Consider the following 6159-nt stretch of genomic DNA (forward strand, 5'->3'; position numbering starts at 1 on the left):
ATGCCGGCCGGTCGTGACGGGGGGAGTGCGGGCCGCTTTGACGCGCTGCCGGAGTGGTCCCCCGGCGCGGCCGTCGCGCCGGGCCCGCCGGCGCGGGGCATCCTGGGAGGAGGCGTCGCACCACGGCGAGCCGCCCCCGATCCGGCGGCTGGCCGCGGACCCACCGGGCAGGCGCGTGGTCGGAGCCGCACCCGGCCCCCGCCCGGCCGAGCACGGCCCCGCCCGGCCGAGCACGGCACCCCGCCGGGCCCCGGGCACGCGCCGCGCCGGGCATCAGGCACGCGAAGGAGACAGCACGTGACCTCACTGGGATTCCTGTACCCGGGCCGGACCGCCGCGGACGACTACGTGCGCGCGGAACAGCTGCTCGGCGGCGGGGTCCGGCTGCACGCCGTACGAGCCGACGACCCCGCCGGGGCGGACGGCTCGCCCCTGGACGGGCCGGACCTCACCGTGGACGCGGTGCCGGTGCCCTCCGAGGGGCGGCTCCCGGCCGTCGTCGAGGAACTGCGGCTGTCCGGCGCCGAAACGGCCGTCTGGGCGGGGCCGGGCTTCGCGCTGGGCCCGGCCGGCGCCCACGAACAGGTCCGCGCCCTGGCCCGGGCCGCCGGCCTGCCCGCCTCCAGCACCTCGTTCGGCTTCGCCCACGCGGTACGGGAGCTGGGCGCCCACCGGGTCGCGGTGGCGACCGTGTACGGAGCGGACCTGACCGAACGGTTCACCCGGTTCCTCACCGAGGAGGCCGGTACGGAGGTCGTGGCCGTGGCGGGCGACCCCGACGCCGCCCGGCCCGCCACCGACCCGAGCGGCGGCCCCGCGGGCTTCGCCGCCCTGCGCGCACTCGTCCGGGCGGCCGACCGTCCGGACGCCGCGGCCGTGCTCGTCCCCGGCACCGCCCTGCGCACCGCCGCCCACCTCACCGATCTGGAGGCGGACCTCGGCAAGCCGGTGCTCACCGCGAACCAGGTGACCGTCTGGGAGGCCCTGCGGCTCGCGGACCGCCGGGTGAACGCCCCCGGCCTCGGCGCCCTCTTCACCCGTGAGCCCCTGGTGCAGGTCCCCACCGACTGACCGCCCCCTTGCTGCGCGTACCGTCGGCGGGTACCCGTACGCCTGCGAGGAGCGCTGACGTTTGACCGAGGAGGAGTTCGCCGAGTTCTACCGGCGCTCGGTGCACCGGCTCACCGGCCAGCTGTACGTCATGACGGGGGACTTCCACGAGGCGCAGGACGTGGTGCAGGAGGCGTTCGTCCGGGCCTGGGGGCACCGCCGCCGCCTCGAACGGGACCTCGGCCCCGACGCCTGGGTGCGGACCGTCGCCTGGCGGCTCGCCGTCAGCCGCTGGCGCCGCCTGGTCCGCGGCCGGCACGCCTGGGAACGCCGGGCCGACCCGGTCACCAGCGGCGGACCCGACCCGGGCACCGTCGACATCGAACGGGCCCTGCGCGACATGCCGCCCCGACAGCGCCAGTGCGCCGCCCTCTTCTACGTCTGCGACCTGACCGTCGAACAGATCGCGGCGGAGACCCGACTGGCCACCGGCACCGTCAAGACGCACCTCTCCCGCGCCCGCGCGAAGCTCGCCGGCTCCCTCGACCCGCCGCCCGGGGCCGCCCGTGTCCCGGGCGCCGCCGCCCCTCGCTCGCCCTCCGGGGAGGACCAACGATGACCGAGCACGACGATCCGTTCGGCGCCGGGCTCAAGGAGGCCGCCGAGCGCGCCGCCGCCCGCAGCCGACCCGCCGACCCGGGGACGATCGTGGCGCTCGCCCGCAGCCGCAGACGCCGGACGCTGGCCGCCGGCGCCGCGGGCGCGGTGACCGTGACGGCGGCCCTGGGCGCGGCCCTGCTGACCCGGGCCGCCGAACCGCCCGCGCCCCCGCCGACGATCCCGGCCTCGTCGCTGCTGCCGGGGCCCGAATCCGCGGACCCGAGTCCGCGCGGGGACGATCGCGACGCCCGCCCGCGCCCGCAGACCAGCCCGCCCGGCACCGGCGGCACCCGGGCCACCGGTGCGGTGAACGACCGGCCGGAAGCCGAACCCACCCGGCCCACCGGGCTCGGTGGGCCGACAGGTGGTGGTGGGCCGACGGGCGGCGGGTCGACGGGTGTCGGTGGGGGAGTCGAGCCCTCGCGCAGTCCGCTGCCCTGACCCGGTGTGCGCCGGTGGTGGTGATCCGCGTCTCACCGGCGGGACCGGGTCAACCTCGCTGTCGGTGGGGTGCGTAAGGATGGCAGACGCCGACCCCGCGAGGAGACCCCAAGATGGCCGCAGACACCCGCCCCCGAATACCCAGGGCCATCCTGCCGTCTCCCCTCCGACCGCGCACCAGCCTCCCGCCGTCCACCCCCGACCCCGACCCCGCCTCCGGTGACCGGACCGCCGCGAGTGCCACCGGCCCGCTGTCCTCGACCGAAGCGCGGCGCCGCACGGTCCGAACCGTCCTCGCCGTGTACGCCGCGGCCACCGCCGCCCACCTCACCGCCCTGTTCACGCTCACCTCCGCCATCCCCGGCGCCGGCGTCCGCGAACGGTTGCTCTCCTGGGACGGGCAGCTCTACGCGGAGATAGCCGCCGACGGCTACCCCGACGAGATCGCCTACGGCGCGGACGGCGAACCGCTCGGCAACAACCTCGCGTTCTTCCCGCTCTACCCCCTCCTCGTCCGGACCCTGCACCGGACGACCGGCCTCGACGTGGACGCCGCGGCGCTGCTCGTGGCCCACCTGGCCTTCCTCGGTGCGCTGTTCGCGGTACACGCCCTGGTCACTTCGCTGTACGGGCGGCGGACCGCGGACGTCACCCTCGTCCTCGTCGCGGTGGCGCAGCCGATGGCGGTGGCCCTCGTCATGGCGTACAGCGAGGCGCTGTTCCTGGCGTTGGCGGCCGGCGCCCTGCTCGCCGCCCGCCGGGGCAACTGGCTCGCGGCCGGCGCCCTCGGACTGCTCGCCGGGCTGACCCGACCGGCCGCCGGAGCCCTGGCGCTGGCCCTGGCGGTCGCCGTGCTGGGCGAGGTCGTGCGCACCCGACGCCTCGGCTGGCGCCCGCTGGCCGGGCTGGTCCTGGCCTGCACCGGGACACCGGCCTACCTGCTGTGGGTGGCCGAGCGCACCGGGCAGCTCGACGGCTGGTTCGTCATCCAGGAGGCCGGCTGGGGCACCCACTGGGACAGCGGCGCCGCCACCGTCGACTTCCTCACCGACACCCTGGCCCGGGGCGACGGCTGGGTGCCGTTGAGCACCGCGTTCCTGCTCGTCGCGGCCTGCGCGCTCACCGCCCTGGCCTGGCGCCGGGGAGCCTGGCCGCCGCTGCTCGTCTACGGAACGGCGATGCTGGTGATGACCCTGGGGCAGTCGAACTTCTACCACTCCAAGCTGCGGCTGCTGGTGCCCGCGCTGCTCTTGCTGGTGCCGCTGGCCGTAGCGCTCGGCCGGCTGCCCCGGCGCCGACTGGTCCTGGTGCTGTCCGCGGGAGCGGTGTTCGGTTCCTGGTACGGGGCGCACATGCTGGTGGTCTGGAAGTACGCGGTCTGACCCGCGACGGCCACCGGAACGGAACCACCGGAACGGAACCGGCGGGAACAACCGGAGTCCCCCTCCTGTTCTGCTCACTGTCGAGACGACGACACGACGACGAGGGCTGCCCGCACGCGGCCCCGAGGAGCGGGAGGGCGACACGGTGGCAGTGGCGGCGAGCGACGGCGGACACGCGCACGAAGGGCCCGAGGGACAGCAGGGGCAGGAGCGGGACCCCGCCCGCGCGGAGGGCGTCATCGGCGTCCGACACGGTACGGCCCCCGTCCCGCTGTCCGTGCTCGACCTGGTCACCGTCGGCGCCGGACACACCGCGTCCGAAGCGCTGCGCACCAGCGTGGAACTCGCCCGCAGCACCGAACGGCGCGGCTTCCACCGCTACTGGGTCGCCGAGCACCACTCCATGCCCGGGGTGGCCTCCTCGTCCCCGGCGGTGATCCTCTCCCATCTCGCCGCGCACACCCGCCGCATCCGGCTGGGCTCGGGCGGGGTGATGCTGCCCAACCACGCGCCGCTGGTGATCGCCGAACAGTTCGGCACCCTGGAGGCCCTGGCCCCGGGCCGCATCGACCTCGGCCTCGGGCGCGCCCCCGGTACGGACGGCGCCACGGCGGCGGCCCTGCGCCGCACCGACCGGCCGGGCGAGGGCGCCGACGACTTCCCCCAGCAGGCCGCCGAGCTCATCCGGTTCCTCGACGACGACTTCCCGCCGGGCCACCCGTACACCCGCGTCCACGCCGTGCCGGGTCCCGTGCAGGCCACCTCGCCCGGCGGGGTGCAGTCCCCGCACCGGCCGACGGTCTGGCTGCTCGGCTCCTCCGGCTTCAGCGCCCGCCTCGCCGGCTCGCTCGGACTGCCGTTCGCGTTCGCCCACCACTTCTCGGCCCGCAACACGGTCCCCGCACTGGACCTGTACCGGGACTCGTTCCGGCCCTCGGCGCTGCTGGCCGCCCCGTACGCCCTGATCGGCGTCGCCGCCCTCGCCGCGGACGAGGAGCGCGAGGCGCGCCGCCAGGTCATGACCGCGGCGCTGAGCATGCTCCGGCTGCGCAGCGGCCGTCCGGGTCTGGTGCCCACCCCCGAGGAGGCGGAGCGCCACCCGTTCACGCCGATGGAGCGCGAGTTCGTCGACACCTGGAACGCGGACGTGGTGCACGGCACGCCGGACCAGGTCCGGGCGGGCCTGGACGAGCTCCACAAGCGCACCGGCGCGGACGAGTTGATGCTCGTCGCGAACGCGCACAGCGGTGCGGCTCGGCTCCGCTCCTACGAACTGATCGCCGACGCCTACGACCTGCCGTCCGCCTGACCCGACGCCCGTACGGTGCGTACGGGGCCCGGCGCGCCGCTCCCCGCTCCCGCGCGCCGGGCCCACGGGCCTGATGCCCGGTCCTCGGACTCCTACGATGACCGAGGTACAGCCGCCCCGCAGCTACGGAGGCAGTCGGATGACCGCGTCGGGCGATCACTTGACCACGTACATGACGGGTGGACCGGTACGGGTGCCCGCCACGATCCGCGGGGTTCGCGAGGCCCTGCCCGAGGAGCTGCGGGCCCGGTTCGTCGCGGAGATCGAGGACGCTCCGGCCGACCAACTCCCGTTCACGCTGGTCCGGTGGGCGATGAACATCCCCACCGAGCACGACGCGGCCGAGGAGGCGCTGCTCGACCGCGTCCGGTCCGGTGACCTCTCTCAGGTCACGTTCGTCGAGGACCTCGGTGACGACGAGTACCGGAGCGTCGAATGAGTACCGCATCGCCTACGCGGACCTGGCCCGAGGTGAGCCCCAGCGTGGTGACGGTGACCGTCGTCCGCGTCACGGGCTTCTGACCGCAGATGAGGCAGCGCGGTCGCCCGTACGCCATGGCGAAGCCCCTGCCCGAGCCCTGGGAGTGGATGCAGACATGTTGTGGCCGCAGGCAGTCAAGGAGAAGATCAAGACCGGCTTCGACCGGGAGATCATCCATAGTTACCCGTACCGGTCCGCCTGCCCGTCCACCGTGTGGGCCGACCTGATCACCGGGGCGACCCAAGAGCTGTTCTTCGCCGGGTACACGAACTACTTCCTCTGGACGCAGGTTCCCGCGTTCGCCGACACCCTGCGCCACAAGGCGGAGACCGGGGTCAGGGTCCGGTTCCTGCTGGGAGCACCTGGCGGGGAGGTGACCCGGCAGCGTGAGGCCGTCGAGGACGCGACCCTCACGGTGTCGGCCCGTGTCCGCATCACCCTGGGCGAACTCGCCAAGATAGGGCAGGTGGAGGGCCTGGAAGCGCGCTACAGCGCTCCGGAGGACGCGGTGAACCACGTCGGCCTGAGCGTGTTCCGCATGGACTCGGACGCGCTCGTGACGCCCCATCTGGCGCGCCTAGTGGGCCATGACTCGCCCCTGCTGCACCTGCGTCACCAGAGCGAGGGCGGGATGTTCGACCGGTTCGCGGAGCACGCCGAGGAACTGTGGAGCCGGTCCGTGGTCATCAGCTGACCACGACCCTCGAACTCCCACGATGACGCAGGACAGCCAGGCCCCCCAGCTACGGAGGCAGTCGGATGACCGCGTCGGGCGATCACTTGACCACGTACATGACGGGTGGACCGGTACGGGTGCCCGCCACGATCCGCGGGGT

Annotated in this window: 7 protein-coding genes; all 7 read left to right on the forward strand. The window is 74.9% G+C overall.

What is annotated here, in order from left to right; translation table 11 throughout:
• Nucleotides 1–297: 297 nt before the first annotated feature.
• The 7 genes from ACFV88_RS07540 to ACFV88_RS07570 all read left to right on the forward strand — a co-directional run bounded on the left by ACFV88_RS07540 (nucleotide 298) and on the right by ACFV88_RS07570 (nucleotide 6017).
• On the forward strand, nucleotides 298–1071 hold the full coding sequence (locus tag ACFV88_RS07540; protein WP_385487078.1) for a decarboxylase: 774 nt from the start codon (nucleotides 298–300) through the stop codon (nucleotides 1069–1071).
• A gap of 61 nt (nucleotides 1072–1132) precedes the next feature.
• On the forward strand, nucleotides 1133–1669 hold the full coding sequence (locus ACFV88_RS07545; RefSeq protein WP_385487080.1) for a SigE family RNA polymerase sigma factor: 537 nt from the start codon (nucleotides 1133–1135) through the stop codon (nucleotides 1667–1669).
• Entirely contained in the window at nucleotides 1666–2151 is a 486-nt protein-coding gene (locus ACFV88_RS07550) for a hypothetical protein (RefSeq protein WP_385487082.1), read from the forward strand. The genes ACFV88_RS07545 and ACFV88_RS07550 overlap by 4 nt, the downstream gene beginning before the upstream one ends.
• A gap of 113 nt (nucleotides 2152–2264) precedes the next feature.
• On the forward strand, nucleotides 2265–3533 hold the full coding sequence (locus ACFV88_RS07555; RefSeq protein ID WP_385487084.1) for a hypothetical protein: 1269 nt from the start codon (nucleotides 2265–2267) through the stop codon (nucleotides 3531–3533).
• A 238-nt stretch (nucleotides 3534–3771) separates the two neighbouring features.
• Nucleotides 3772–4842 (forward strand): LLM class flavin-dependent oxidoreductase, encoded by a 1071-nt coding sequence (locus ACFV88_RS07560; protein ID WP_385487426.1) that lies wholly within the window; start codon nucleotides 3772–3774, stop codon nucleotides 4840–4842.
• Nucleotides 4843–4939: 97 nt separating this feature from the next.
• Nucleotides 4940–5281: a hypothetical protein gene (locus tag ACFV88_RS07565; protein WP_385487086.1), complete on the forward strand. Its 342-nt coding sequence runs from the start codon at nucleotides 4940–4942 to the stop codon at nucleotides 5279–5281.
• Nucleotides 5282–5438: 157 nt separating this feature from the next.
• Nucleotides 5439–6017 carry an XRE family transcriptional regulator gene (locus tag ACFV88_RS07570; RefSeq protein ID WP_385487088.1) on the forward strand — a complete coding sequence of 193 codons (579 nt, stop codon included), beginning with the start codon at nucleotides 5439–5441 and terminating at the stop codon, nucleotides 6015–6017.
• The last annotated feature ends 142 nt before the right edge of the window (nucleotides 6018–6159 follow it).

The organism is Streptomyces sp. NPDC059816, from assembly GCF_042732055.1.
Classification (GTDB): Bacteria; Actinomycetota; Actinomycetes; order Streptomycetales; family Streptomycetaceae; genus Streptomyces.